The 25,337-nt window shown below is 58.5% G+C and carries 23 protein-coding genes; 8 read left to right on the top strand and 15 right to left on the bottom strand.

All coding sequences use genetic code 11. The features are described 5' to 3' along the window. Positions 1 to 122: 122 nt before the first annotated feature. Together H4317_RS00685 and H4317_RS00680 are read right to left on the bottom strand one after the other, a co-directional pair. On the bottom strand, positions 123 to 488 hold the full coding sequence (locus H4317_RS00685; RefSeq protein ID WP_211539195.1) for a hypothetical protein: 366 nt from the start codon (positions 486 to 488) through the stop codon (positions 123 to 125). Beyond that, entirely contained in the window at positions 485 to 862 is a 378-nt protein-coding gene (locus H4317_RS00680) for a carboxymuconolactone decarboxylase family protein (protein ID WP_073287018.1), read from the bottom strand. Before H4317_RS00680 ends, H4317_RS00685 begins: the two co-directional genes overlap by 4 nt. A gap of 223 nt (positions 863 to 1,085) precedes the next feature. Here H4317_RS00680 and H4317_RS00675 point away from each other — a divergent pair, with 223 nt between their 5' ends. Further along, complete coding sequence (locus tag H4317_RS00675; RefSeq protein WP_185888290.1) at positions 1,086 to 1,790, top strand: ComF family protein; 705 nt, start codon at positions 1,086 to 1,088, stop codon at positions 1,788 to 1,790. Positions 1,791 to 1,844: 54 nt separating this feature from the next. On the opposite strand, the gene gldJ is transcribed toward H4317_RS00675, so the two are convergent. Continuing rightward, complete coding sequence (gene gldJ, locus H4317_RS00670) at positions 1,845 to 3,086, bottom strand: gliding motility lipoprotein GldJ (protein ID WP_185888289.1); 1,242 nt, start codon at positions 3,084 to 3,086, stop codon at positions 1,845 to 1,847. 67 nt (positions 3,087 to 3,153) lie between these two features. Further along, positions 3,154 to 4,170 carry a PorP/SprF family type IX secretion system membrane protein gene (locus H4317_RS00665; protein ID WP_185888288.1) on the bottom strand — a complete coding sequence of 339 codons (1,017 nt, stop codon included), beginning with the start codon at positions 4,168 to 4,170 and terminating at the stop codon, positions 3,154 to 3,156. Positions 4,171 to 4,573: 403 nt separating this feature from the next. On the opposite strand from H4317_RS00665, the gene H4317_RS00660 reads away from it, so the two are divergent. Both H4317_RS00660 and H4317_RS00655 read left to right on the top strand, forming a co-directional pair. Further along, positions 4,574 to 7,672: an AsmA family protein gene (locus H4317_RS00660; RefSeq protein ID WP_185888287.1), complete on the top strand. Its 3,099-nt coding sequence runs from the start codon at positions 4,574 to 4,576 to the stop codon at positions 7,670 to 7,672. Between the two features lie 143 nt (positions 7,673 to 7,815). Further along, positions 7,816 to 8,661, top strand: a complete 846-nt coding sequence (locus tag H4317_RS00655; RefSeq protein ID WP_185888286.1) for a DUF4382 domain-containing protein — start codon at positions 7,816 to 7,818, stop codon at positions 8,659 to 8,661. A gap of 91 nt (positions 8,662 to 8,752) precedes the next feature. Here H4317_RS00655 and H4317_RS00650 read toward each other — a convergent pair whose 3' ends face one another. The 6 genes from H4317_RS00650 to fumC all read right to left on the bottom strand — a co-directional run bounded on the left by H4317_RS00650 (position 8,753) and on the right by fumC (position 13,064). Continuing rightward, positions 8,753 to 9,373 (bottom strand): thioredoxin family protein, encoded by a 621-nt coding sequence (locus tag H4317_RS00650; protein WP_185888285.1) that lies wholly within the window; start codon positions 9,371 to 9,373, stop codon positions 8,753 to 8,755. A gap of 84 nt (positions 9,374 to 9,457) precedes the next feature. Next, positions 9,458 to 9,955, bottom strand: coding sequence for a DinB family protein (locus H4317_RS00645; protein WP_185888284.1), 498 nt, complete (start codon positions 9,953 to 9,955; stop codon positions 9,458 to 9,460). A gap of 29 nt (positions 9,956 to 9,984) precedes the next feature. Further along, complete coding sequence (locus H4317_RS19330; RefSeq protein WP_260625762.1) at positions 9,985 to 10,461, bottom strand: DUF6970 domain-containing protein; 477 nt, start codon at positions 10,459 to 10,461, stop codon at positions 9,985 to 9,987. A gap of 96 nt (positions 10,462 to 10,557) precedes the next feature. Beyond that, positions 10,558 to 10,962, bottom strand: a complete 405-nt coding sequence (locus H4317_RS00635) for a diacylglycerol kinase family protein (RefSeq protein WP_185888283.1) — start codon at positions 10,960 to 10,962, stop codon at positions 10,558 to 10,560. Then, a complete protein-coding gene (locus tag H4317_RS00630) occupies positions 10,955 to 11,551 on the bottom strand; it encodes a GNAT family N-acetyltransferase (protein ID WP_185888282.1) in 597 nt (198 codons plus the stop codon). Before H4317_RS00630 ends, H4317_RS00635 begins: the two co-directional genes overlap by 8 nt. 106 nt (positions 11,552 to 11,657) lie before the next feature. Beyond that, a complete protein-coding gene (gene fumC, locus H4317_RS00625; protein WP_185888281.1) occupies positions 11,658 to 13,064 on the bottom strand; it encodes a class II fumarate hydratase in 1,407 nt (468 codons plus the stop codon). Between the two features lie 198 nt (positions 13,065 to 13,262). Here fumC and H4317_RS00620 point away from each other — a divergent pair, with 198 nt between their 5' ends. Then, positions 13,263 to 13,505, top strand: coding sequence for a hypothetical protein (locus H4317_RS00620; protein ID WP_185888280.1), 243 nt, complete (start codon positions 13,263 to 13,265; stop codon positions 13,503 to 13,505). Positions 13,506 to 13,593: 88 nt separating this feature from the next. Here the strand turns inward: H4317_RS00620 and H4317_RS00615 are convergent, their stop codons facing one another. From H4317_RS00615 to pckA, 3 genes are all read right to left on the bottom strand, one after another. After that, positions 13,594 to 15,102, bottom strand: a complete 1,509-nt coding sequence (locus tag H4317_RS00615) for a TonB family protein (protein ID WP_185888279.1) — start codon at positions 15,100 to 15,102, stop codon at positions 13,594 to 13,596. Continuing rightward, entirely contained in the window at positions 15,053 to 15,697 is a 645-nt protein-coding gene (locus H4317_RS00610) for an RNA polymerase sigma factor (protein ID WP_185888278.1), read from the bottom strand. Before H4317_RS00610 ends, H4317_RS00615 begins: the two co-directional genes overlap by 50 nt. A gap of 124 nt (positions 15,698 to 15,821) precedes the next feature. Then, positions 15,822 to 17,423: a phosphoenolpyruvate carboxykinase (ATP) gene (gene pckA / locus H4317_RS00605; protein WP_185888277.1), complete on the bottom strand. Its 1,602-nt coding sequence runs from the start codon at positions 17,421 to 17,423 to the stop codon at positions 15,822 to 15,824. A gap of 341 nt (positions 17,424 to 17,764) precedes the next feature. Between pckA and H4317_RS00600 the strand changes: the two genes are divergently transcribed. The 4 genes from H4317_RS00600 (at position 17,765) to H4317_RS00585 (ending at position 21,051) form a co-directional block, all read left to right on the top strand. Then, positions 17,765 to 18,706: an AraC family transcriptional regulator gene (locus tag H4317_RS00600; RefSeq protein WP_185888276.1), complete on the top strand. Its 942-nt coding sequence runs from the start codon at positions 17,765 to 17,767 to the stop codon at positions 18,704 to 18,706. A gap of 122 nt (positions 18,707 to 18,828) precedes the next feature. Beyond that, entirely contained in the window at positions 18,829 to 19,356 is a 528-nt protein-coding gene (locus H4317_RS00595; protein WP_185888275.1) for a helix-turn-helix domain-containing protein, read from the top strand. Positions 19,357 to 19,443: 87 nt separating this feature from the next. Beyond that, positions 19,444 to 20,241 (top strand): tetratricopeptide repeat protein, encoded by a 798-nt coding sequence (locus H4317_RS00590; protein WP_185888274.1) that lies wholly within the window; start codon positions 19,444 to 19,446, stop codon positions 20,239 to 20,241. Positions 20,242 to 20,313: 72 nt separating this feature from the next. Beyond that, positions 20,314 to 21,051 carry a TIGR04283 family arsenosugar biosynthesis glycosyltransferase gene (locus tag H4317_RS00585; protein ID WP_185888273.1) on the top strand — a complete coding sequence of 246 codons (738 nt, stop codon included), beginning with the start codon at positions 20,314 to 20,316 and terminating at the stop codon, positions 21,049 to 21,051. A 36-nt stretch (positions 21,052 to 21,087) separates the two neighbouring features. Here H4317_RS00585 and H4317_RS00580 read toward each other — a convergent pair whose 3' ends face one another. Together H4317_RS00580 and H4317_RS00575 are read right to left on the bottom strand one after the other, a co-directional pair. Then, a complete protein-coding gene (locus H4317_RS00580; RefSeq protein ID WP_185888272.1) occupies positions 21,088 to 22,158 on the bottom strand; it encodes a hypothetical protein in 1,071 nt (356 codons plus the stop codon). 191 nt (positions 22,159 to 22,349) lie between these two features. Then, positions 22,350 to 24,866, bottom strand: a complete 2,517-nt coding sequence (locus tag H4317_RS00575) for an autotransporter outer membrane beta-barrel domain-containing protein (RefSeq protein WP_185888271.1) — start codon at positions 24,864 to 24,866, stop codon at positions 22,350 to 22,352. Positions 24,867 to 25,337 lie beyond the last annotated feature (471 nt).

The following is a 25,337-nucleotide window of genomic DNA, read 5'->3' as shown; positions in this document are numbered from 1 at the left end:
GCGTGAGTTGAATGAATAGATGAGTGAATGCCTGTCATCCTGAGCCTGCGAAGAACCTTCTCACGGCAGTTGTTCCCGCGTGAGAGGGTCCTTCGCAGGCTCAGGATGACAGAAGGCTGTAGCTACTCGTCGCCCATTTCGGCGAAATACTCCAGAATGTGCCATTTGAGCATCCGTTCCTGCTCTTTGAGGCTGGCAAACGGTACAGGCTTCACCAGCCGGAAATGCGGCCAGCCTTCCTCATCCACCTGCTCCAGCTCGTAGTAACCCGAGAGGCTGAACAGGCGGCAGGTGGCAATGTGCATCAGGTCCTGCTTCTGCTCCTTCGTGAAGGGGCCCGCGCCCTGCCCCAGCTCCTGCACGCCAATCAGCAGCAGCAGCGCGTTTAGGTCGGGCTTTTTGCCGAACCGCTCACGCATCTGGTTCATAAACTCCCACCAGCGTTGCTCGAACTCGGTTTCGGTTTCGTCGGGGTGCATGGTGCTCATACCTCGTGCCGGTGTTCGGGCGCAGCTTCTACAGCTTCGGTTTTCAGGATTTCCCAGTATTCCACGGCGCGGCGAAAGTGCGGTATCACAATACTGCCGCCGATGAGGTTGGCAATGGCAAACACTTCATAGATTTCCGCGTCCGTGAGGCCTTCTTCGTGGCATTTGCCGAGGTGGTATTTGATGCAGTCGTCGCAGCGGAGCACCATGGAGCAGGCCAGGCCCAGCATTTCCTTGGTTTTCACGTCCACGGCGCCGGCTTGGTAGGTGTTTGTATCGAGGTTGAAGAACCGCTTGATGACTTTGTTATCCGCCGCCATGATCTTCTCGTTCATGCGCTGACGGTACTCGTTGAATTCAGTGACCTGAGACATATCGGTGATGATGTGATGATGTGAATGTAGCGCGAAGCTGCTGCTTCGTGCTGTGAATGCCCTGCGTTGACACCGCCCGGCGATACGCGAAGAGTAACTGCAGCAACAGCAATTGTGCCGGCAAATTGCTACTTTCCATCCGGTTCGGGTAAACCACAAAATTAGGCAGAAGTTCACCCGTTACAGTTTCTGCACCTTTATCTATCCTGTAGCTTATTCCGCCATGCGCGCCGCCGCTGCCACTATCCTCTCCGACTTCTGGGGTCTGATTTTTCCGCGCACCTGCCTGGGCTGCCAGGAGCCGCTAGCCCGCGGCGAGGAACACCTCTGCACCAGCTGCCGCGCCCAGCTGCCCTACACCGACTACCACCTGCTGCCCGAGGCCGAAAACCCGCTGGCTCGCCGGTTCTGGGGCAAGCTGCCGGTGCGCCACGCCCTGAGCTACTTGCGGTTTCTACGGCGCGGCCGGGTGCAGCACTTGCTTCACCAACTCAAGTACCAGAACCAGCGTGACGTAGGCCTGGCTCTGGGCCGCTGGTACGGCCACGACTTGGTCCGCGCCGGCCTCACCTTCGACCTGATTGTGCCCGTGCCGCTCCACCCGCGCAAGCTGGCCCAGCGCGGCTACAACCAGTCCGACCCGTTTGCCGAGGGCCTGGCCGAAGCGCTACACACGCCCTGGCACGCCACCGCTCTGCGCCGCACCAGCCACACCGATTCGCAGACCCGCAAGAACCGCCTCCAACGCTGGCAAAACGTAGCCGAAGTATTTGAAGTGGCCGACCTAGAATCTGTGCGGGGCAAACACGTGCTGGTAGTTGATGATGTGCTGACTACTGGCGCTACCCTTGAAGCCTGTGCCGCCGTGCTCCTGGCCGCCGGGGCCGCCGAAGTCAGTATCGCCACCATCGCCTGCGCCGACAGATAGCTCAACAAAAAAAGCCGCCCCATGAGGAGCGGCTTCTTTTGGTATAAGGGCTTCTTACTTGTTCGAGCCGGCGTTGATCATGGCGCAGCGGAAACCGATAGTAGCGGTTGCCGAATCTTCGGCCATGAAGCGGCGCGTGCCCGGCGACAGCCAGTAAGCTACGTCGCGCCACGAACCACCTTTGTAGACGCGCACGTGGTCATCGATGAGCGACTGGTAGCCTTTCTTGTCGTACTTCTCCGAAGGGTCGAGGAAGCCGTTGCGGCGGAAGGGGTTCAGGTCTTCCACATCTTCAAACGACAGCGGGCGATAGATGTCCTGCACCCACTCGTTCACGTTGCCCGACATGTTGTACAGGCCATAGTCGTTCGGCGGGTAAGCGTAAATGTACTCCGTAATCATGGCGCCGTCGTTCAGTGAGCCGGCAATACCGGCGTAGTCACCGCGGCCGCGCTTGAAGTTGGCGAGGAACTGGCCCATTTTGCCACCGTACGGATTCCGCACCTGACGGCCATCCCATGGGTAAATGCGCTTGTTTTCTTGGTTTTCGTTGCCAGTCTCCTGGGTACCGATAAGCGCCTGCGCGGCGTATTCCCATTCAGCTTCGGTAGGCAGGCGGTAGTTCGGCAGAGTATTGCCGTTTTCGATGGCAATTTTGGCTTTGCCGTCGCCATCAGTTCCTTCCGCTGCGTCGCCGCCTTTGTTCTTCTTCTTAAATAGGCCACCACCGCCTCCACCACCATCGGCGTTAGAAGCTAGTGTTTCGTTCACCTTCGACGTACGCCACGTGCAATAGTCGTTGGCTTGCAGCCAGCTTACGCCCACTACTGGGAAGAAGCGGAAGCCGGGGTAGCGCAGGTAGTAGTCTACGTACGGGTCGTTGAACGACAGCTCGCGGGCCCAAACAGTAGTGTCGGGCAGAGCCGACTGATAGAATTCTTCCGACGAGTCTTTGCGGATATAGTGCAGATACTCAAGCCAGTGAATATTAGCCACTTCGGCTTCGTCCATGTAGAACGAGGCGATAGTAACGGTGCGCTCCACGTTGTCGTGAGTCATCGTTACGTCTTCTTCCTGCGAGCCAAGCACCGTACGGCCACCTTCGATGAAGATCAGGCCGGGACCTTCCGGAATGCCTTTGTAATCGGCCACCTTCATCCCTTCTTCGGTATTGTAATCGATGCCCGTCGTCGAGCTGTACTTACCGGGTTTGGTAGCAGTGGGCGGACCGCTTTTGCAGGAAGCCAAGGCACAGGCTCCTACGACAGCAAAACGCAGGTACTTGGAAAAATTCATGATTGAGTTGAAACTACCTGTTAGAAAAGAGGTTAGGCAAGGCAAGTTGCTGCAATAATACAACAATTCAAAAGGATGGACAAGGAGGCGCCGGGGAATTTCTGCGTTTCAGTCGGCGCCATGCCGCTTCCAGCGAATCAAACGCACGCAGGGTCAAAGATATTTCATGGGCCCCACCTAAGTCGGCACTCAAGCTGCTCAGGCCCACATCATAAGCATAGCCCACTCGAAAACTTCCTACACTAACGCCGGCAATGGCCGTCAGAATTTGTTGAGGACGTGGAGCGCCGGGCAATGGAATGCCGCGGTACAGGGCACCCAGTGTGATAGGTGTCACGGTAGCGTACAATCCGGCCTCGGCACGTTGCGAACCGCCCTGCCGTACATAATGCACGGTAGGCGTTACACTGATTTCGCGGTAGACGCGCTTCTCTGTGCGCCGCACGAAGTAGTGCTTGTAGCCGGTGCTTAGCTCATAGCGGAGTGGTAGGCTGCTTTGAGAGCGGAACCCTAAGTCAGGCTGATTGAGGTGATGCCCTGCTACCGACACCCAGAAGTTCTCACTATATAGTATAAGGCCGGTGCCCAGACTCAGGTAGCTGACAGGATTGAAATCGAGCGGCTCACGGGTGGTAGGCGCCGTGGACCCATCTTCCGAAATCTGGTCACCGAACACTAGGTTGCCGTAGCTGATACGCTGGTTGCCATAGGCTGCCTGTAGGCCCCCGCTAAAGGCCAGTGCCTCATTGATGCGGATATGATAAGCGTAGATGCCACCTACCTCAAAACGTGTGTAGCCGAGTCCGCCGGTCCGGTCGTGGTTCACAAGTAGCCCCACGGCGCTGTGCTGGTCTTTGAAGCGTAGGTCGGCGGCGAGCTGGCTGGTCTGGAAAGTGCCGGCCAGGGTTGGGAACTGGTTGCGGTAGCTGAGCGTAACGCTAGCATCATCGAGCAAACCAGCGAAAGCCGGATTCTGGTGCAGGCGGGTGGCATATGGCTGGGAGAAGTACAGATCCTGCGCGGCGGCAGGCAGGGCCAGTACAACGGCAACAGCCGTCAGGGGCTGGCGCAGGCGGCGCGGCACGCAATAGCAGCTGTTATTTCTCCGTAGCAATAGCCCCATCATCAAGCTGTTAAACGCCTTCCGACCCCGAATCGTACGCGGCCAGTTCTCTTTGCGGAAACTAAATTGCCAATTTCCCTGCTCAATAACGGTATATCAGACCCATAAATCGACCAAAGGCCTGATTTTGCAGACCGGGCCTACTGCACCGGCAAGCTGAGGCTGCTACTTTTGCAACAGACCAGCTATGCGCCTGCGGATAGCGGCAGCATTGTTGCCCGGCTTCTGCCCGCCGGACCAAAGTGCAACTATAGCGGGTTGTATTACCTCTCTCGTACGGCGCGTTGCGCTTGGCTTTTGGTCAGCCCTGTAGCAGTTTAGCAGCGGCCTGCTCTTTGTTTTTCCTTCATTACCCTTTCATATTATGCGCAAATTCTGGATTGGCTTACTGATTTTTCTGGTGGTGCTGGTAGCGGCGGTGGCTCTCACCCCGTTACTGTTCAAAGACAAAATCAAGCAGGCCCTCGATAAGCAGCTGGCCGAGCGGGTGGATGCGAAGGTGGAGTACAACCCAAGCAACGTCAGCCTTAGTTTGCTGAGCACGTTCCCGGACCTGGCGCTGGGCATTGACGAGCTGCGTGTGATTGGCAAAGACTCGTTTGCGCGCGACACGCTGGCCTACCTGCCCTCTTTCCGAGTGGGTATGGACCTGATGAGCGTCATTAGCGGCGACCAAATCAAGATTAAGAGCATTCTGCTGGACCGGCCCGAAATCAGCGCGAAGGTGCTAAAGAGCGGCAAGGCCAACTGGGACGTGATGCTGTCGGACTCGGCCGCGGCCGCCCAGGGACAGGATACGACTTCGCTAAACCTGGCCATCAGCAAATGGGAAGTGACCGACGGGCACTTGCGCTACGAGGACCGTACGATTCCCTTTAACATGGAGCTGCGCGGCCTAAACCACACCGGCTCCGGCGACTTTGCCAGCAACATCTTCGACATGGTGAGCCAGACCACGGCCGACCAGTTTTCGATGACCTACGACGGCACCGAATACGTGAGCAAGAAGAAGTTGACGGCCGACGTGACCATGGCCATGGACCTGGACAAAATGCTGTTCACGTTCAAGGACAACAAGGTGCAGCTGAACGATTTTCCGGCTTCGTTTCAGGGCTCCATCGGCCTACCGAATGCCACCGACATCACATACGACCTGACATTTAAGGCGCTGGAAACCGACTTCAAAACGATTCTGAGCTTGGTACCAGGTGTATATACTGAGCAATTTAAGGACGTGGAGGCCAGCGGCAAGGTGGCATTTGACGGCTACTTTAAGGGTGTACAGAACGAGGTGAAAATGCCCGGCTACGGCGTAAACCTACAGGTGAAGAACGGCATGTTCAAGTACCCGCAGTTGCCGCAGGCCGCTAAAAACATCAACGTAGATATGGTGGTGGACAACCCGTCGGGCTTCACCAACAACGTGAAAGTGAATGTGAAGCAGTTTCACCTGGACCTGGGCGCCAACCCAATTGACGGCAACGTGGCCATTGATGGGCTGGAGCCGATGAAGGTGGATGGCCGCGTGAAGGCCAATGTGGACCTGGCCGAGATGATGAAGGTGTATCCGGTGCAGGACCTGCTGCTGCGCGGCAAGCTGTTCGTGGATGGCACCGCCAAGGGCATCTACTCCAAGACCCAGATGCCGGTGGTGCAGGCCAAAATGAACCTGACTAACGGCTACGTGAAGAGCAAGCAGTTTCCGGCGCCCATCGAGAACCTGACCGTGGCGGGCGTAGTGAACAACCCAACGGGCCAGTTGAACGATACGCGCGTGGACATCAGCAACTTTCGGATGCTGCTAGATGGCGAGCCACTGGAAGGCCGCGTGAGTACACAGGGCGTAGACAAGCTGCGCTTCGATGCCGACGTGAAAGGCACCGTGGACCTGACCAAAATCACGAAAATCTTCCCGCTGGAAGGCATGACCGTGACGGGCCGCCTCAACGGCAACGTGGCCGCCAAAGGCAACATGGCCGACATCGAGGCTGGCCGCTACCAGACGGTGGTGGCCTCGGGCACCGTGAATGCCCAGAACATTACCTATAAGAGTGCCGACCTGCCGCAGGGCATGCGCGTGACCAAAGCCACAGCCACGTTCAACAACGACAAGATTGTGCTGCAGAACATGAGCGGCTTCGTGGGCTCGTCGGATATTGCGGCCTCAGGCACCATCAGCAATTACATGGGCTATCTGTTTGTGCCCGGCCAGCCCTTGCGTGGCAATCTGACGGTGAACTCCAGCCGCTTCAACGTGAATGAGTGGATGGTAGACGAGGTATCGGCCACGCCGACCAAGGGTGCGGTGGCAGCTACCAAAGCCCCCACCGCTGCTACTAAGGCCGACGGCGTGCTGCAGATTCCGAAGGAGTTTGACCTGACGCTGAACACCACTGTGGGCCAGGTGATTTACGACAATCTAAAGCTCGAAAACGTGAAGGGCACCGTGGGCGTGCGCGACCAGACGGCCACGCTCAACGGCCTGACATTTAACACACTGGGCGGCGCGTTTGCTACTACCGGCTCCTACAGCAGCAAGAATCTGGCGCATCCCAAGTTCAACTTTGGGCTGAACATTAAGAACCTGAACTTCCAGAACGCCTTTTCGGCCTTCAACTCCATCAAGACGCTGGTGCCGCTGGCTGATAACTTGGAAGGCGTGTTCTCCACCAACTTCAACGTGAGTGGCGAAATGGGCCCCGACATGATGCCCAACTACAGCACGCTCACCGGCAAAGGTTTGTTTGAAGTGGTGCGCGCGGCCGTGAGCGGCTCGCCGGTGATGGAAAAAATCAGCAGCCTCACCCAGTTTCAGGAGCTGAAGAGCTTCGCGGTGAATAACAAAGATGTGGCGGCCGAAATCATCAACGGCAACTTCATCGTGAAGCCGTTTGACCTGAACGTGGGCCAGATCAAGATGACGGTGGGCGGCTCCAACAACATCAGCAGCGGCGGCCTAGAGTACGTAACGGCGCTGAACGTACCTACCGGTAAGCTTGGCTCGCAGCTTAGCAGCCAGCTTACGCGCCTCACCGGCGTTTCCGACATTAAGGGTACGGACCGGGTAACGCTGGGCCTGACCATTGGCGGCACCGTGAGCAACCCGCAGGTGAAGCTGACGACGGGCAGCGTGAAAGCGCAGGCCAAAGACTTGGTAACCAACATCGTGCAGGCCAAGGTAGACGACGCCAAGCTGCAACTGCAGGCCAAAGCCAAAGTAGCCCAGGACAGCCTGCAACGCGAGCTGCAACGCAAGCAATTGGAACTACAGGCCAAGGCCCAGCAGGAACTCGAGAAGAAAAAGCTGGAGGCCCAGGCCAAGCTGAAAGAGCAAGCCACCAAAGGCCTCAACTCCCTGTTCGGCAAGCCCAAGACGCAGCCCGCCAAGCCAGTTGAGCCAACCGCAACCCCGACTCCTACACCCGAGCCAACAAAGCCTGACACCACCAAAACCGGTGGATAGCACAAAAAGAAGGACAATAGAATTTTATTGCGCAACGTTCAGGCCATCTGCTGGCCCGCTTGTTGCCACAACGGAGCAGCTCGGCGGACGTATACCGCCGCACTGCTCCGTTTTTGCTTTCTCACGCTTCCTTTTCCACTCTTATGAAACCGACTCGCTTCCTCCCACTAGTTTTACTGGCTGCCCTGGCTTTCACCGGCTGCAGCAAAGACGATGACTCTGCTTCCGGCAACACCAAGCTGGAAGTGCGCCTCATGGATGGTCCCGGCGACTTCCAGCAGGTGGTACTGGATGTGCGCCAGATAGAAGTGCACCTCAAAGACGAAAATAACCCCGACGGCTGGCAGACGCTGCCGTTCCAGACGCAGTCTATCAATGTGCTGGAGTATGTGAATGGCCGCTCGGCCCTACTGGTAAGCACCGATTTTGAGCCCGGCGACCTGAAGGAAATTCGCCTGCTACTAGGCCCCGACTCGTACGTAATCGGGCGCGACGGACAGCGCTACGACCTGAAAACGCCCAGCGGCCAGTCTTCCGGCGTGAAGCTGAAACTGGACAACGTGACCGTGCGTGCCGACCAGACATTCCAACTCCTGCTGGACTTCGACGTGGCCAAATCCATTGTGGAGCGCGGCAACTGGAACCCTGGCAACGACAAGAAAGAGCGGTATCTGCTGAAGCCCGTGATTCGGGTGCTGGCCCAGGAGTTGCGAGCCAGCCTACGCGGCACCGCTACACCGGCGGCTGCCCGGCCCCAGGTGCTGGCCATCCGCCAGTCCATCACGCCCGCCGACACATTCAGCACCGCAGCCGATGCCACATCAGGCGCATTCCTGTTTAGCGGTTTGCCCTCGGGCACCTACCGCGTCGAGCTGTTCCCGACAACCACAGCCCCTACCGGCCAACCTACCTACCGTGTTGTCACTCGTACTGGTGTCACCATTGTAAATGACCAAGTAACAGATTTGGGCTCGATTTCACTGCAGTAATCCGAGTCGGTACAACACTAGAAAGAGCCCCGCTTGCACATTCGGCAAGCGGGGCTTTCCTTTTATAAAGAATATCCCTGTGGGCTAGGCTCTACAGGTTTTGTAGTAATGCGAGCAGCTCACCCTGGGTGGTCTGGGTTTTGTCGTGGGCGTACCAGCCGTGTACCTGCTCGGCGTATTCTTCGTGGGTGGCGCCGCGAGCTTTCAGGTCCAGTAGCAGCTTCTGGGCCGGAGCCGGGCGCGGCCCCCAGTGCAGTGCCTCCGTGAGCGTGTCGGCGTGCAGCACTACCAGCTTCGGGATGGAACGGGCGCCATCCGTTAGGTAACGGTCCATCAGGTCCGGGTGCTCGTCGCGCAATACATAATGCGTTGTGATTTTGCCTCCCGAGGCCTGGGCCACGGCTTCCAGCACCGGCACAATCTGCGAGGCATCACCACACCAGCCTTCCGTGATGATGAGCCACACATATTGGCCCTGCATCCGGTTTAGAGTGGTTTGGATGGCAGGCAGCAACTGCACCGTTTTGTCGAGGCGCTTCATGCGCTGCACGTTCAGGCGGGTATACTCGGTCAGTTCCTCCGACTGCTGGGGGCCGGTGGTTTTGTTGTCGGCCAACAACTCATCAATAAGCAGCCGATAGCTGACGTAAGAATAGGCCGTAGCGAGGCGCTCGGGCGTGAGAACAGGAACGGGCTGGGCGGTAGTGGACATGGGCGGAAGGGTTAGATCAGAATGCAGAAGCCTTTTCGGCAATATTCCGAAAAGGCCTCTATAACCGACAAAGCGGCAATATTCTTACAGACTCACCTGCTCCTTGCCGGCAGCTGTCAGCTCGCGGCAGTAGGTGATATAGTCGGTATTGATGGGTTCGAGGCCGTTTTCACGTAAGCGAGTGGCTACCTGAGACCGGTGGTAGTTGGCATGCACCGGCACATGCGTGAAAATATCTGACACCTGGCTGGTGTAGGTGTCGCCGGCCGAGTTGGTATAGGAAATCAGGCGCAACTGCTCCGCTTCGTCGGCGTTCTGCACGTACTGCTGAAACCGCTCCGACGTTTGCTCGTGCCAGTGGTGCAGGCCCCGTAAGTCGTGCTCCTGCCACACCTTCACGGGGCTGGGCGTAGCCGTAAGGCGGCCGAGCCAGATGGCTTGAGCATTGAGCACATGGCTGAAAAGACGCAGGCAGACGGCCGGAATTTCCTGGCCATTGGCCACAAGGCCGTCGAGGTGGTGCAGCAGGGTTTCGTTAGCCCACACGTTGTAGGCTCCCAGCTTTTCGTTGGTATTAATCATGGTACTTGGGCATTAGAGCCGGGCTCCGGTTACTGTCTCGGGTCCTGCCAAACCAGCTTTTCCTCGGTTTTGTTTTTGTTGAAATCTGCACAGTTTCCGTCGCCGCGGCCGGTAAAGCCGCCATCCGGGTGGCAGATGAGCTTGCCCTTCTGGTCGTAGAGGTTGGTAAACTGGTCACAGCACGGCGACGTTTCGTAGTACACTACGGCATCCTTGTAGCGGTAACGGAAAATCTGGATAGGCGGGTTCTGCTTTTTCTCGGCTAAATGAGCATCTATTTTGGCACGCAGCCAGCCGGGGCGGGCCGTGGTGTCAAACTGCGCAACCGGCGCATCGGGCACAGGCGTCGTGGTGTTTTTGGCAGCCGGCGCAGGCGTAGAGGTGATACCCGTTGTGCCAGACGCGGGTGTGTCAGTAGGTGTCGTGACGCTGACGTTTTTCTGACAGGAAAACCCGAACAGCAGCAGACTTACCGCCGCAGCTGGCAAAAACGAAGAGGAGCGCATAAGCACGGAAAAAGAAGGCGCGAAAATAAGCAGGCCGACCAAAAAAGCCAGCCGCATACCCGAGCTTACGCCCTCATCCGTCGTAGGGTTCGGCAACTACTCAGCCACTAAGGCCCACACGCGCGGCCCAAATAGCAGCAGCCCGACCACCAGCGCCGCTATGGCACCCGCCAGCACCGCCCCGGCCGCCACATCCTTGGCCCGGCCCGCCAGCGGGTGGTACTCCGGCGACACCAGATTTACCACCGCCTCGATAGCCGTATTCACCAGTTCTAGACTCCAGACCAGCCCCACGGCCAGCGCTACCAACGCCCACTCCCACCGTTCCAGCCCAAAGTACCAGCCCAGCCCCAGCACCGCCACCGTGGCCACTGCATGCAACTGCAGGTGCACCTCTGTGCGCAGCGCTGCCGCGACACCCCGGAAAGCGTGGCCGAAGCTGGCAGCCCGCTGGCGCAGCAACGCCGGAAAGCGGCGGGGTTGGGGAGCAGACTTAGCCACGGGCCGTATCGAAAGCGCCGAAGATGGTGTGCCGCAGCAACTGCCACTCCGGCCGGATAATGCTGAAGATAATAGTGTCGCGCCGGATGCCGCCCTGCGTGGGACGGTGGCTGCGCAGCCGGCCCTCCTCGGTGGCTCCCATCTGCCGCATAGCGTTCTGCGACTTATAGTTACGGGCGTCAGTCTCCAGCTCCACCCGCTCACAACCTAGCTCGTCGAAGGCGTAGCGCAACAGCAGATGCTTGGCGGCCCGGTTGAGGCCCGTACGCTGAAAATCAGTGCCAATCCAGGTGTAGCCGATGCTCAGGCGTTGTTCCTCGGGCACCACGTTGTAATAGCTGGTGCTGCCCGCCGCCCGGCCCGTTTGCTTATCCATGATAACGAACGGATAGCGTCGCGCCTGCGCCCGGCCTTGCAGCGCGGCTGCCACATAGGCCTCTAGGCTGGCCCGGTCGTCGGCGCGGGTGAGGGTGTAGCGCCACAATTCCGGGTCGGCGGCAGCGGGCTCCAGCAAGTCTGCATCGGTAGCAGCCAAGGGACGCAGCAGAGCCCGGTCGTTTTCGAGCAGAATGTCGCGGGTGAAATCCATGCAGGTACGGCAAATGAAGTACGCCGCGTAAAGATGCCCGAAAAACCGAAACGCCGCTGCTCCGGGGTGGAACAGCAGCGTTTTGGGGTGCCACTAGAGGCTGGCGTTATTTCTTGATTTCGCCTACCATGTCCTCGGGCTTCAGCCACTCATTGAACTGCTCCTCGGTGAGGTAGCCGAGCTGCAGCGCGGTTTCTTTCAGCGTCGAGCCGTTTTTGTGGGCCGTCTGGGCAATTTCGGCGGCTTTGTAGTAGCCAATGTGCGGGTTGAGGGCCGTTACCAGCATCAGCGACGAATCGACGTGCTTCTTGATGTTGGCTTCCAGAGGCTCGATGCCCACAGCGCACTTGTCGTTGAAGCTCACGCACACATCGCCAATCAGGCGGGCCGAATGCAGGAAGTTGTAAATCATCACCGGCTTGAACACGTTCAGCTCGAAGTGCCCGTTCATGCCGCCAATGTTGATGGCCACGTCGTTGCCCATCACCTGAGCGGCTACCATCGTCATGGCTTCGCACTGAGTGGGGTTCACCTTGCCGGGCATGATGCTGGAGCCGGGCTCGTTGTCAGGGATGTGCAGCTCGCCAATGCCGGCGCGCGGGCCCGAAGCCAGCAACCGGATGTCGTTGCCGATTTTCATCAGCGAAGCGGCTACGGTTTTCAAAGCGCCGTGGGCTTCCACAATGGCGTCGTGGGCGGCCAGGGCCTCAAACTTGTTTTCGGCGGTGATGAACGGCAGGCCGGTGAGGTCGGCAATGTGCTTGGCCACGTTCTCGGAGTAGCCGGCGGGCGTGTTGATGCCGGTGCCTACGGCGGTGCCGCCCAGAGCCAGCTCGCTCAAATGCGCCAGCGTGTTTTTGATGGCGCGCAGGCCGTGGTCGAGCTGCGACACATAGCCCGAAAACTCCTGGCCCACCGTCAGCGGGGTAGCATCCATGAGGTGGGTGCGGCCGATTTTGACGATGTGCATGAACTGCTCCGACTTGCTTTTGAGCGTGTCGCGCAGCTTCTCGATGCCGGGAATGGTGGTTTCCACCAGGATTTTGTAGGCCGCAATGTGCATGGCCGTCGGGAACGTGTCGTTCGAGCTTTGGCTCTTGTTCACGTCGTCGTTGGGGGCAAGCACCTTCTTCTCATCCGCGAGGCTGCCGCCCTGCAGCACGTGGCCGCGGTAGGCTACCACTTCGTTCACGTTCATGTTGCTCTGCGTGCCCGAGCCGGTCTGCCATACCACCAGCGGAAACTCCTTATCGAGCTTACCGTCCAGGATTTCGTCGCACACGCGGCCAATCAGCGCGGCCTTGTCGGCGTCGAGGATGCCGGCGTCGCGGTTGGTGAGGGCGGCGGCTTTCTTGAGGTAGGCGAAGGCGCGGATGATTTCCTTGGGCATCCGGTTGATGTCCTGGGCAATCTGAAAGTTGTCGATGCTGCGCTGGGTCTGGGCGCCGTAGTAGGCGTCGGCTGGCACCTGCACGGTGCCCATGGTGTCTTTCTCGGTGCGGAACTGCGTCATGCTTCTGTGGGGTGAGAAGGGAATGAAGTAACAGGGAAGGTAGCTACGGCCGGAGCCGCCGGGGCAAAAGTACGCAACCACACCCGGCGCCCTATCGAAACCCCAAAATTCTGCGGTTGCTGGGCATGGTCCCTTGCCAGCAGGCTGCGTATAGCCCAACAGGCAGTATATCCGCTGCCGTTATAGAAGCCACCCACCATGAAAAAGACATTCGAAGACGAATCCGACGCCTTATCTGCCAAGCCCGACACCCCCACTACTGCCCAAGCCGCTAGCACTACCCGTCCGGACAGCACCACCGAAACGCCAGTAGCTACCGCCGGCAATGGTGCGCCCGACTATAGCCAGGTTGAACTCAAAACCGAGCCCGAGTTACCCACACCCGACAAAGCCGGTGGCAGCGCCACCGAGCCCGAGAGCGGCGGCGGCTACAGCGGCTAACTGCTTTGCATTCTGAAAAGTGTAGGAGGCGTTTGCCTTCAGAGTGCCGGTGGCATCCTGAAGGCAAACGCCTCCTTATTGTATCCGCTTACTGATGGTCGGCAATTCGGAACGGGATGCTGATCTGAACCGTGCGCGCTGTGCGGCGGCCGTTGATGATAGCCGGATGCCAGGCAGGGCCTTCCTGTAGCAGCCGGATGGCTTCGGCATCACACTCCTCCGTGAGTCCTTTCATCACCTTGATATTCTGCAGCGTACCATCGACGTTCACCAAGAAGCTGAGTTTAACACTGCCCTCTTTTTCGTCCTTCATTGCTTTTTCAGGGTACTCCAGGCTGTCCCGCAGATAGTCTCGGAAAGCCCGCTGCCCACCGGCCGGCGTAGCTGCTAGGTCTATTGTTGCCGGGGCCTTTTCGCGGCGCACCAATACAGGCGCCTCTGTTGGCTTCGGGGCGAGTGTCAGTTTTACTTCGTCGGAATCCTTGGCAAGTACCTGTTCCTTGAGCAGATACCCAGCAGCTTCGAAGGCCAGCGTGGTGGCAGCGGCAGGTATTGAGACGCTGAAAGAGCCATCGGCAGCAGTACTTACCCCGGTGCTCACGCCATTGGCTCGTATCTGCACCCCACCCAGGCCTTCTCCACTCACGTAGTTTGTGACGCGGCCCCGAACCGTGCGGGTGCCAGCGTTGAGGCCCTTAGCATCTATAGTGCGGGTTTTCGCCATATTATCAATAGCTGCCGGCGCGGCCGCAGCCTGCATCCGGGCTGTAGCGGCTTTGCTTTTCGCCTTAGTCATAACCTGCGGCGCTGCTACGGTCTGTTTCGTTGCTTCATCGTCAGCCGTGCTGATTCTATTGGCAGCAGACTCTGCTTCTTCCGAAATACCCTGCCCACCGTCCGCATCGGCTAGGGCAACAGAGGCGCTGGCCATGGCTATGCCACCGCTACCCGATTCAAGCGCTGTATCCTCTGGTGTCCGTGCCGGTTTTGCTGAGCGGCGGGCTTTCACTGGGCTTGTGTTCAGCGCAACTGACGGAGCTGAAGCGGCTGCTTCAGGCGTGACGACGGACTTGTCAGCTACCTCAACGTCAGGAGCTGGCGAAGCTGCGTCTGGAGGAACGGTGGCATATGTTTCGGGAGTAGCAGCTGGCTGGCGCTGAGCAACACGTGGTGCTGCCGTTGGTCCATCAGAGGAGCGGCGCAGGCCTAGCCATACGCCAGTGCCTACCAGCAGCAGCAGTACCACGGCTGCTAGCTGCTGCCAGGACCGCACGAACATCCCGGCCGGAACTACCACATCGGGCTCCAGCTCGGCTACGCGGGCACGAAGACGGGCCTGCAGTTCAGAAAGGGACTTATCAGTAGCCGCTTGGCTGGTCAGAGACAACCCTTCCAGCACATCGGCGCAGCGCGTACAGGCTTGGGTGTGGCGCTCTACGCGGTACTGCTCAGTGGCAGGCAGCGTACCGGCCACATACTGCCGCAGCAAAGCCAGCGGCAGATGCTCCCCAGCCGAACCGGCAGGTAGCAGAGAGGACGGAGACTGATTATCGGGCCGCATCGGAGGAGTAAGGCGAAGTCGTAGGAGGAGATTCAAGGTGGTGGCGCAAGTTGCGCTTGCCGTTCTGCAGATGGCTTTTCACCGCATTCAGGTCGTAGCCGGTTTCCTGAGCAATGTCGCGGTAGCACTTCTTTTCCAGGAAAAATAGCTCCAGACATCGTCGTTGGCCATCTGGCAGGGTAGCCAGCGCATGTTCCAGGGCCTGCAGGCGGGCTTCGTTGAATTCGGCTTCTTGGGGGTCATCATCATTCAGATGCTCCGCCACTGCCAATTCCATACTGGCCGCGTCCGGAAAATGCAGGATCAGCCCCCCACCCCGGTCGGGGCCGGGCCGTTGCCGGGCCCGCAGCAACATCAGGCAGTGGTTGCGGGCCGTGGCATGCACCCAGGCCGGAAAATTATCCACCTCATGGCGCCTCAGCTTGTCTACCAGCTGCTCAAACAGCTGCATCACAGCATCCTGCGCATCGGCATCGTCGCGCAGGTAGCGCCGGCAGATGGCAAACACCTCCGGCATATGCCGTTCATACAGCACGCCCAGGTCAGCTACCGCGCCCTGCTCCCGGTAGCGTGCCAGCAAGGCAGCATCGGGCAGTGCATTAGGGTCAGCAGGACGACGGCGGAAGAACATAGTGTGAGAAAGACTCGGGCAACAGCCCGCAGATTTAGCCAAGATACGGGCCAAATGCAGAACCCGCCTGCCCTTCACGCGGAAGAGTAGGCGGGCTCAATAATCAGGTCAGATTTGTCAGGTACTACACCTCTACTGCCACTTTAGGCGCGCCGGCCAGGATTTCGTCGTTGGCGAAATCGGCGTACTTCTGGAAGTTGGTGACGAACTTCTGGGCCAGGTCGGCGGCCGTTTTGTCGTACGCTTCCGGGTCGGCCCAGGTGGCGCGTGGGTCCAGGATGTCGGTGGGTACGCCCGGCACCGCAGCCGGCACTTCCACCCCGAAAATCGGGTGCTTGTGGAAGGCCACGTCGTTCAGCTCACCGTTGAGGGCGGCCGTAATCATGGCCCGGGTGTAGCTCAGCTTCATGCGTGAGCCGACGCCGTAGCTGCCGCCGCTCCAGCCCGTGTTCACCAGCCACACGTTCACCTCGTTTTCGTCCATCTTCTTGCCCAGCATCTCGGCGTACTTGGTCGGGTGCAGCGGCAGGAACACGGCGCCGAAGCAAGCCGAAAACGTGGTCTGTGGCTCGGTGATACCCATTTCGGTGCCCGCTACCTTGGCCGTGTAGCCACTCATGAAGTGGTACATGGCGTGGCTCTTGTCCAGGCGGCTGATGGGCGGCAGTACCCCGAAGGCGTCGGCCGTCAGGAAGAAGATGTTCTTGGGCGCCTCGGCCACGCTCGGCTCGATGGCGTTCGGAATAAAGTGGATGGGGTAGGCCGTGCGCGTGTTTTCCGTCACGCTCTTGTTGGCGTAGTCCACGGTGGTGGTGCCGGGCACGAAGCGCGTGTTTTCCACGATGGCGCCGGCCTTGATGGCGTTCCAGATTTCGGGCTCTTTCTCGGCGCTCAAATCGATAACCTTGGCGTAGCAGCCGCCCTCGAAGTTGAAGATGCCGGCATCCGGCGTCCAGCCGTGCTCATCATCACCAATCAGGCCGCGGTTGGGGTCGGCCGACAGCGTGGTTTTGCCGGTGCCCGAGAGGCCGAAGAAAATGGCCGTGTCGCCGTCTTTGCCCACGTTGGCCGAGCAGTGCATGGGCAGCGTGGCGCGCTCGTGGGGCAGCAGGTAGTTGAGCACGCCGAAGATGCCCTTTTTCATCTCGCCGGCATAGCCCGTGCCACCTATCAGAATCATCTTCTTGGAGAAGTTGAGGATGGCAAAGTTCTTCTGGCGGGTGCCGTCCACGGCCGGGTCGGCCTCGAAGCCGGGGGCGCAGAGGATGCTAAAGTCGGGCGTCCAGCTGGTGTCGGCGCCTTCAGCGGGGCGCAGGAACATGTTGTAGCAGAACAGGTTGTGCCAGGCCAGCTCGTTGACCACGCGCAGCTTGAGCTGGTAGTCGGGGTGGGCGCCGGCGTAGGCGTCGCGCACGTAAAGTTCCTTGTCGGCCAGGTACTGCACCATCTTCTGGTGCAGCTGCTCGAACTTGTCTTCGGCGAAGGGGATGTTGATGTCACCCCACCACACGCTGTCGGCGGTGCCGGCGTCCTTCACCACGAACCGGTCTTTGGGAGAGCGGCCGGTGAACTGGCCGGTGTCGGCCATCAGGGCACCGGTGTCGGTGAGCACGCCTTCGTGGCGGCGCAGGGCTTCCTGCGTGAGCTGCTCGGGCGTCAGGTTCAGGTGCACCTGGGCGGCCTGCGTGATACCCAGCGGAGCCAGGCGGGCGTCAAGCGTAGTCATAGGAGTAGGGGTAAAGTGGGAATTTGAGTAGGAAGGCGGTATCCGGAAACAGGGACTGCCGGATTGGAGCTATGGTATCCTAAAAAATCATCAGTCGATCCTCGTGCAATGAGCGGACAAACAAAACATTTAGGACGAGGACCAAGGGGTGAAAACCAGACAGGCAGCAGAGCACCTGCTTCAGCAAAACGGCATAAATTGATAGGACAAAGCTACTGACTAGCTCAGGAAATGAATGAGATGTTTCGGTATATTCTCAGGACAAAAAGAACATTTTACCTAGGAGATGGTAGACTTATTCCGTTTAAATCAGTTAAAAAGCAGATCACACACTCTTTGCCATGTCCAAGCAAATTGCTCACTACAACGGCCTTTACGGCGACGACAAGGCGCAGGTCTCGCACACCTACATCTACAGCCAACTAATTGCGCCACGCAACCGCACCACCAACTGGGGCCTGAAACCGCATCTGCACGGCAACCTCTACCAGCTCTTCTTTCTGGAGGCGGGGCAAGCTACCCTCGATGCTGTGGCGGAGCCGATGGAACTGGTAACGCCATGCGTGGTACTCATCCCGGCTGGCACGGTGCACGGCTTCACATTCAGCCCCCAGGTAAAAGGCCGTTCCCTCACAGTAGCTGAGGCGCTGCTGGACACCATTCTGCAGGTGAGCCCTTCTATTCTGATTGAGCTCAACAGCCTGTATGTGCTCAGCGACTTCACGGAAGAGGAGAGTTTTGCGGAGCTACTTAACCTAGAGCGGCACATCCATGCCGAAATGCACTCCCAGCTACCAGAGCGGCAATTGGCCTTGAATGGCTATTTCAAGCTTCTGTTTGTGAAGCTGTTCCGGCTCCTGAAGCATCAGGAGCGTAAGGCCGCCGGCAGCTCCAACCGCAACCTGCATTACTTTCACGAATTCCAGAAAAGCGTGGCCCGAGCTGCGCCGTTTGAGAAAAAGATTTCGGACTATGCGCGGGAGCTAAATATTACGCCGGTGCATCTGAACCGCATTTGCCAGGCAGTAAAAGGAAAATCGGCGCTGGAAATCGTGAATGCCAACACCATCCGGCGGGCGCACAACCACTTGGTATATACCTCTTCCTCGATTTCCGAAATTGCCTATACCCTGCAGTTTGCCGATTCCGGCTACTTTACCCGCTTTTTCCGCAAACACACAGGTCTGTCGCCGGTAGCCTACCGGGCCCAGGCCTACCGCGACGAGACCCATGCCGGCAAGGTAGCCGCAGAAACCCAACGCGAGAAGCAGCTACCTGCCTGAGCCTGAAATCTCAGCCCCGGCGGTATGCACTGTCCTTCAACCCAACTTTCTGCGTTATCTTGTTCCGCCCCCAACCGGCAGTAGCTATTGGGGCCTGTTTTCGACTTGTTATTTCTGGTGCCGTGACTCAGCCCTTAGCCGAAACCCTGACCCACCTACGCGTTGGCAATCAGACGTTTCTGATCAAATTTTACCAGGAAAACCGCGACCTATTTGCCCGCTGGGCCCGGCGGCAGCATCAGTTGCAGCCAGCAGTAGCGCATGAGCTGCTGCGCACGGTGCTGGTAGAATTCTACGACCAGGTAGCGGACGGTCGTCTTACTAAGCTGCCGCCTGACCTTAGAGCACACGTCTACGGCATGGCGGCACAGAATCTGCAAACCACTACCGACGAATCTGATGTACTGCCGGCCGCTGAATCGGGGCGTCGTCGGCGGCTACTCGGCTTGTTCACGCAACTCACCGCCGATTGCCAGCAGGTACTTATGTTTTTCTACTTTCGAGGGTATAATTTCGAGAAGGTAGCGGGCAAGATGGGCTTCGCCAACGCTACCGTAGCACGCCTTCAGAAGTCGGGCTGCCTGCGCCGCCTCTACGACCTGCACCTGCGCGCCCAACTGGCGGCTGACCCGGCTTCCGGCGGCGCTTAAATTGTCTGCTGGTTCTGGCGGGCTTCTGCGTAGCTTCGCCGCTGTATCCTTCTCTCTGCTTATCCTTCTTCTCGCCTCCTTCCGCTTATGACACCACCCATCGATTTGCGCCCCTACCTCGATGAGCTGGAACGCTTTGCCGATGGGCAGATGTCGGAGAGTGAGCAGGCTGCTTTTGAGCTGCGGATGGAGCAGGACGAGCAGCTAAGCGCGGCCTACGAAGCCTACGAGCGGTTTACGGCCGACCTGCGCTGGGTGGCCGGCCACGAAACCCTGCGCCACCGTCTCAAGGGGCTCGACAAGCGTCTCGACCAGCGCCAGGATGCGTTGGCCCGCATTCAGCGCCGTCGCCGCCGCACCCAAATACGCTGGGGTGTAGCATCGGGGGTGCTCCTGGTGATAGTAGGCTTGGCCCTGTGGCTGTGGCTACGCCCGCACACCCTGAGCCCCGACGAAGCTTGGACGCGCTACTACTCCCCCGACCCCGGTCTGAGCGAAGCTACTACTCAAAGAACCGGCAACCTGCTGCTTACGGAAGCCATGCGCCAGTACCACAATGGCCAGTATCCGGAAGCGCTGCAGTCAATGCGTCGGATTTCCGAAGCCAGCCTGAGCCCCGATTCGCTTTATTATTATACAGGAGTGGTGCTACTCCGCCAAGACGACGCCACTGCCGCCCGCACCTACCTGCTGCGCGCCAGCCGGCAGCCAGGCTCAGCCCTTGCCGGCAAGGCGCTCTATCATTTGGGTATGGCCCAATGGCGCACGGGCTTGCTTCCTCAGGCCGAAGCAACCCTACGGACAGTAGCCGACGATGCTCAGAACCCTTATCAGGCAGAGGCCCGGAAAGTGCTGCAAGACGAGGCAGTATTTCCGCGCGACTAAGCCAATGGCTGATGAAGAAGAGGCCGAAGAAGCCTCAGCAACCGGAGCAGTAGCTTCTTCGTCTGGATACGTATGACTTCTGCGCCCGCCCAATCGGCTGCTGTGCCGGTTTCCATCAGCATCATCATTCCCACGTATAAAGAAGCCGGCCATATCGGGCGGCTGCTATGGCATTTGCAGGCAGCTACGGGCACTGATGCAGCGCTGGAAATTCTGGTGGCTGATGCGCAGAGCCCCGATGCCACGGCCACCGAGGCGCAGCAAGCCGGAGCCCGTGTGATACAGTGCCCGCACAAAGGCCGCGCTACGCAACTCAACTTCGGGGCCAGCCAGGCCACCGGCGACATTCTCTATTTCCTCCACGCCGATACGTATCCGCCCGAAGGGTTTGTGCAGGATATCAGGGCGGCAGTAGCGCAAGGAGCAGGCAGTGGCTGCTACCGGCTGCAGTTCGACCACCCCAGCTGGTTTCTGAAGGCTAATGCGTGGTTCACGCGTTTCGGCGCCGAAGTATTTCGCTTCGGCGACCAGAGCCTGTTTGTGCGGCGCACTGTGTTTGCGCAGTCAGGAGGCTACCGGGAAGATATGATTGTCTTTGAAGATCAGGAAATTACTCGGCGGCTTAAGCAACTGGCTCCTTTTCGGGTGCTGCCGGGATACATCGTCACATCGGCCCGTAAGTACCGCGAAAACGGGGTGGTGCGGCTACAGGGCATCTACTACCTCATCACGGCTATGTACCGGCTGGGCATGCCGCAGCAGCGTATGGTAGATGCTTACCGCCGCCTCATCCGGCAGGACAAGGTGTAGACACGCTCCATGCAGCATGCAGGGCGAGGCTTTTCGCTACTTTTTTTGGCGGCGCAGCGGATTCTGGATTAACTCGTTACCGATGAAGTTCTGGCCACCGGTGGCTTTGTATTGCTGGAATTTCTCCGCCTCCACCTTGCGTCGGTCTACGAAGTAGAGTCCTCCACGGAAGCCGCGCCGGCGTACCCAGTTGTTAATCAGAAAGGCGTGGGTCTTTTCCAGCTTATTAACTCCACGGGTAGCAACACCATACTGGCCTTGGAAATACAGCCCCGGCCCTACCGGTGAACGCACGATGCTGGTAGTGTCGCCGTGGCGCAGGCGCTCCGTATCGGCCACCCAGTTGCCATTGATGATGTTTACGGCCGGATACGGCGACGGATTGCCCCACATTACGCGGCGCTGGGCCCCGTTTACGTTGGCAAACCACGGCAGATGCGACATCACGAAGGCCGAAAAATAGGCGTACTCCACCGGGTCGTAGTTTCGCTCCCGGAACACCAGCGTCACTTCGCGACGCTCCGTTTTTATCATGCGGCGCAGTTCTTTGCGGAAACGGGTATCGGCCAGATACTCCAGGGCTTCGGCGAAGTTGTTGAAGAGCACTGTCAGGCCGTTGTAGTGCACGGCCCCATGTAGGTAGTTGATGGCGTGCGGCATCCGGCGGCGCGTGCCATGCGGTATTTCCGGCGTCGGCACCGATTTGCCCACCATCGTTGCCAGAAACTTGCCCACTTTGCTCACCAGTACCTCATCAGACTCCGGCGCATACCCAGCTTCGGCCCACTCGGTGGCTACCTCGGTACGAAACACTACGTTACATGGCCACACGGCACCCTGGCCATCAGGCATTTGGCCACTCACCCACGGGTGGCTCGGCTCCAGCAACCCTGCTGGCATCTTGTGCAGCGTGAGCAGGCGCATCACGTGCAAAGCACCACCGGTATTATGGATTAGGTTTCCGCGCACGATATTCTGGACCAGAAATGCCCGCTCCTTCACCCAGGCTCGCTTCCGGCGCCGGGCCGGCGACAGGGCCGTGTGGGGTAGGTGCGGGTGGGGCAGCGCCGGAGCGCCAGCAGGAGCAGAAGCTGGAATATCAGACATAATAGCGGCGGAGGAGAAGGATAATATGATGCTTTTAAAGCTACACGAATTGGCTGGTTCTTTTCGTATAAACGCCTGCTGAGATACTTAGAAAGCGTAGTAGCAACGCAAAACTCTTGCTTCCGCTCAAAAAAAGAGCCGCTCCACCCGGAACGGCTCTTTCTGTTTTATATACTTGATAGTTCCGTACGCTACTGGCGTACGACGCGCTGGCGCAGCACCGTACCATTCAGACGGGCCGTCAGTACGTAGGGGCCGGCGGGGCACTGCGGAGCAAGTTGCGTCTGGGTGAGGCCGGCCGCCAGTGGGGCCGTTTGCTCCCACACTACGCGGCCTACAGCATCCGTGAGGGTGAAGACGACGGGAGCCGCCGTGGGCATGCTCATTTCCACGGTCAGCTGCTGATCGAAGGCCGTGGGGTACGCCGCCAGCTGCGTGGGCAGCCCTTCCTGGAAGGAAACTGTGGCTGGGCCGTAGTAGGTGAGCTTGCCATCCTGGTCTTCCTGCCGCAGGCGGTAATAGCGTACACCCTGCTTGCCTTCTTCCTGATCAACAAACTGATAGTTGCGCTTAGCTGCAGAGCCGCCCTCACGGGCCGCCACGAAGCCAAGCTGCCGGAACAGGCGGCCATCGGTGCTTACTTCTACTCCAAAGCCGCGGTTGTTGACTTCGGTAGCAGTGCTCCAGGTAATGAGAGCCTGGCGGCCTTGGCGCACCGCCTGAAATGCGCTAAGCCCAACTGGCAGCGGACGAAGCACGTCGCCAAGGGTCCAGCGTGAGAAACCATCGACACTGTTCAGCGTAGCGTAGCCGGCACCACTGCTGCTCACGCCGCGCATCTGCCAGTTCACGCCGGCATCCGTCGATTTGAAGAAGCGCAGATTGGCTGGCGTAATACCGTTGAGCTCATGAGCTAGGTAGCGCATCACCATACTCAGGTTCAGCCCATTGGGTGTGGTAGCCACCACATCGAAGTAGCGCTTGATGCCCTGGTTGCCGTTGGCGCTGGCGGCGGCCGTACCGGTTACGCGCAGCACATCTGTAGAGCCGGGCAGCACCGAACCGCTGGCTGGGGTCAGCTCCAGCCCAAGGCCTCCGAACAGCTCCGTGTTGTTGGCGCGCACGGTGCGGGTAGCCATCAGCTTGCCCAGTACGTAGCTGTTATCCGACTCCGTGACGTTGGCCTGCTCCAGCAGCTCAATTGTGTGAGTGCCGGTTACCAGAATGCCGTTAGTCAAGGTCAATTGGCTGATGATGTCGGCATCGTTGGTGATGGTTTTGTTGCCGGAACCGTTGATTTCCAGATTGAAATACACGCCACCGCTCACCAACTGCGGCCCGTTGCCGGTAAGCTTCACCAAGCCCCCAACGCTGGTGAAGGTGCCGCCCTGGTTGTTCATGTCGCCCTTGATTTCGAGCGTGCCTTGGGTTTGGTTGTACGTACCGGAGGCGCTGTTGAGGAAGTTGCCTCTTACCAGCACGTCGCCGGCATTTTTGAGCACCCCATCATTGCGCAGGTTGCCGCTTACGGTCAGGGCGCCGCCTACTTCCACATTCACAATCTGGCCGCTGGCCACCGTAAAGTTGCTCAGGTCAGTGTCAGCGCGCGAGTTGAGGCTGATAACGCCGCCCTGGCCGCTGTTGGTCACGTTCGTGACACTGATATTGGACACCGAAGCCCAACCGTTTTCCAGGCGCAGCGCCGTGAGGGGCTGCGTAGTGCTGGTCAGGCTTACGTTGCTGATCAGGTTGTTGCTCACGGTGGTGCTAGTGCCCGCGCCGCAGTTCACCACAATGCCCCGGAACTCGGCACTGGTATTTACCCAAGCTCCGCCACTGGCAGCAGCAGCGCGCCCCCCAATGGTATTGCCGCTGATGACATTGTTGGTCGAGGAAGAGCCTGGCTCAAACGCAATAGCCGTTTGGGCGGTGTTGGGCATAGTGGCCGCGTCGTAGAAGAAGTCGTTGTTCGACACGTTCCAGTTCAGGCCGTTGCCGCTTTGTATCTGCAGGCCATTGCTCGTGAAGTTTGCCAAGTCATTGTCGATGACAGTTGTGGCATCATTCAGCGTACCGGGCTGAATATTGAAAGCGTACACCAGCGTTTTGGGCAGGCTGGTGGCAGATGCGCTGGAAATCAGGTTGTCGCTGAGCGTGTTGTGGTCGTTGCCGGCACCGCCGCTAGCAGCGTTGCCAATGGTAATTACACCCAGGCCCGGCATTTGGCAGCTACCCAGTACGCGCGTCTGGCTGAGACTATTGTGCGAAGCATCTCCCTGAAACAGCACTGTAGCCAGCGAAATATCCGTCTGGCGGAGGGTGAGCGTACGGGCATTGGCACCATTGTGCCCGCTTATTACCACGTAGCTGCTGCCGGCCCCAAAGGTCAGGGTACCATTGATTTCAGTGTATACCCCGGCAGCGGGCCGGATGGTGATGGGATTAGCCGCCGTGCCCGCCTTGTTGATTACCACATTTTCCGTGTAAGAGGCGTCCAGCAGCTGAATTTCTACTGGCTGTGCTGGCACACCGGCAATAGAGGTGAGTGCCTGAGCAATGGTAGTGTAGGCCCCGGCTGCTCCTACCGTTTTCACAATCGGGGCGGCCCATGCCGACGAGGAAGCCAGCAGAAATAAAGATCCAGCCAACCACCCGCGCAACTGGCGGGGCCGGAAAGAGGTAGCGGTAATAGGTAATGGTGTTTTCATGGTACCAGAAATGGGCAAGCGTGATTGAACGAGCGAAAGAGCAAGCCATTTCCATACAGAGTGGCCGGCTTCACAATCCAAGTATCCCATCTGCTGCATAGCAGATGTACCGCATAAGCGCAGGGCACAGTGCGCACCTACAGCCGCAAACTTCTTAGCAAAGTTTAATTACGGCTTTTTCGCTTAACCATAGTTTATATGATCGTTCAAATATAGATTCAATTTGAATCTATGCAATAGGCATCATCTTTAATTTTGCATTATCAGTAGTAAGTCACCTATATATCTAATTATTATACTGCTTCAAAAAGCTATAAAAGCATTTTTTAACTTCATTACGCCAGAACACCTTCTTCCTTTTTTGACTTTTACAGCTACTCATCAGCTTCTTAAATCTTGTTTTATAGTTGATAACAGATGCCTTCAATCGAAGTATAATTATAACTATAACAATACAAGTCAGTGATTCAT

It is taken from the genome of Hymenobacter sediminicola (genome assembly GCF_014250515.1).
Lineage (GTDB): Bacteria > Bacteroidota > Bacteroidia > Cytophagales > Hymenobacteraceae > Hymenobacter > Hymenobacter sediminicola.
Note: the sequence above shows the minus strand (reverse complement) of the source record. Positions and strands in the feature narration are given on the sequence as shown.

Bases quoted from the DNA above. Each gene is read 5' to 3' on its own strand.
- H4317_RS00600 (WP_185888276.1), top strand. From the start codon at position 17,765: ATGTCCAAGCAAATTGCTCACTACAACGGCCTTTACGGCGACGACAAG.
- H4317_RS00680 (WP_073287018.1), bottom strand. From the start codon at position 862: ATGTCTCAGGTCACTGAATTCAACGAGTACCGTCAGCGCATGAACGAG.
- H4317_RS00585 (WP_185888273.1), top strand. From the start codon at position 20,314: ATGACTTCTGCGCCCGCCCAATCGGCTGCTGTGCCGGTTTCCATCAGC.
- H4317_RS00645 (WP_185888284.1), bottom strand. From the start codon at position 9,955: ATGATTAATACCAACGAAAAGCTGGGAGCCTACAACGTGTGGGCTAAC.
- H4317_RS00650 (WP_185888285.1), bottom strand. From the start codon at position 9,373: ATGTCCACTACCGCCCAGCCCGTTCCTGTTCTCACGCCCGAGCGCCTC.
- pckA (WP_185888277.1), bottom strand. From the start codon at position 17,423: ATGACTACGCTTGACGCCCGCCTGGCTCCGCTGGGTATCACGCAGGCC.
- H4317_RS00655 (WP_185888286.1), top strand. From the start codon at position 7,816: ATGAAACCGACTCGCTTCCTCCCACTAGTTTTACTGGCTGCCCTGGCT.
- H4317_RS00630 (WP_185888282.1), bottom strand. From the start codon at position 11,551: ATGGATTTCACCCGCGACATTCTGCTCGAAAACGACCGGGCTCTGCTG.
- H4317_RS00610 (WP_185888278.1), bottom strand. From the start codon at position 15,697: ATGTTCTTCCGCCGTCGTCCTGCTGACCCTAATGCACTGCCCGATGCT.
- fumC (WP_185888281.1), bottom strand. From the start codon at position 13,064: ATGACGCAGTTCCGCACCGAGAAAGACACCATGGGCACCGTGCAGGTG.
- H4317_RS19330 (WP_260625762.1), bottom strand. From the start codon at position 10,461: ATGCGCTCCTCTTCGTTTTTGCCAGCTGCGGCGGTAAGTCTGCTGCTG.
- H4317_RS00575 (WP_185888271.1), bottom strand. From the start codon at position 24,866: ATGAAAACACCATTACCTATTACCGCTACCTCTTTCCGGCCCCGCCAG.
- H4317_RS00675 (WP_185888290.1), top strand. From the start codon at position 1,086: ATGCGCGCCGCCGCTGCCACTATCCTCTCCGACTTCTGGGGTCTGATT.
- H4317_RS00580 (WP_185888272.1), bottom strand. From the start codon at position 22,158: ATGTCTGATATTCCAGCTTCTGCTCCTGCTGGCGCTCCGGCGCTGCCC.
- H4317_RS00590 (WP_185888274.1), top strand. From the start codon at position 19,444: ATGACACCACCCATCGATTTGCGCCCCTACCTCGATGAGCTGGAACGC.
- gldJ (WP_185888289.1), bottom strand. From the start codon at position 3,086: ATGAATTTTTCCAAGTACCTGCGTTTTGCTGTCGTAGGAGCCTGTGCC.
- H4317_RS00620 (WP_185888280.1), top strand. From the start codon at position 13,263: ATGAAAAAGACATTCGAAGACGAATCCGACGCCTTATCTGCCAAGCCC.
- H4317_RS00660 (WP_185888287.1), top strand. From the start codon at position 4,574: ATGCGCAAATTCTGGATTGGCTTACTGATTTTTCTGGTGGTGCTGGTA.
- H4317_RS00685 (WP_211539195.1), bottom strand. From the start codon at position 488: ATGAGCACCATGCACCCCGACGAAACCGAAACCGAGTTCGAGCAACGC.